The sequence below is a fragment of the Lactobacillus kimbladii genome (assembly GCF_014323605.1).
GTDB classification, from domain to species: domain Bacteria; phylum Bacillota; class Bacilli; order Lactobacillales; family Lactobacillaceae; genus Lactobacillus; species Lactobacillus kimbladii_B.
Window position 1 is genome coordinate 1 of sequence record NZ_SCMB01000024.1, and the last position, 482, is coordinate 482.

At 47.7% G+C, this 482-nt stretch carries 2 tRNA genes; both read left to right on the plus strand.

Features of this window, described 5'->3' with window-relative positions:
* Positions 1 to 152: 152 nt before the first annotated feature.
* Positions 153 to 226 (plus strand) — tRNA-Ile (locus ERK18_RS09320).
* 37 nt (positions 227 to 263) lie between these two features.
* A tRNA-Ala gene (locus tag ERK18_RS09325) sits at positions 264 to 336 on the plus strand.
* The last annotated feature ends 146 nt before the right edge of the window (positions 337 to 482 follow it).

Genomic DNA, 482 nt, shown 5'->3' on the forward strand with positions numbered 1-482 from the left:
GGATCACCTCCTTTCTAAGGAAAGAGCAAGCCGAGACAGAGAGCAGGAATGCTAAGAGAAGTCCGGCAAGCGAGGAAAGCACATGAGTAGGGAAGACATTGTTTAGTTTTGAGGGCAGTACCTCAAAGAGAAAGAGCAGATACGCTGGAAACGGGCCTATAGCTCAGCTGGTTAGAGCGCACGCCTGATAAGCGTGAGGTCGATGGTTCAAGTCCATTTAGGCCCATAGGCAAGGAAAAGAGAAAGCGCATCTGAAAGACCATGGGGGCTTAGCTCAGTTGGGAGAGCACCTGCTTTGCAAGCAGGAGGTCATCGGTTCGAACCCGTTAGCCTCCATTGGATCTGAGAAAGATCCAATGAGTTAGTACATTGAAAACTGAATATAATCCAAGAAAAAACCGAGAAACAATCAAAAGAGAAGAGATTGCCAAAGAGCGACCGAGAGAGTATCTTGAGTAAGGTCAAGTAAAGAAGGGCGCACG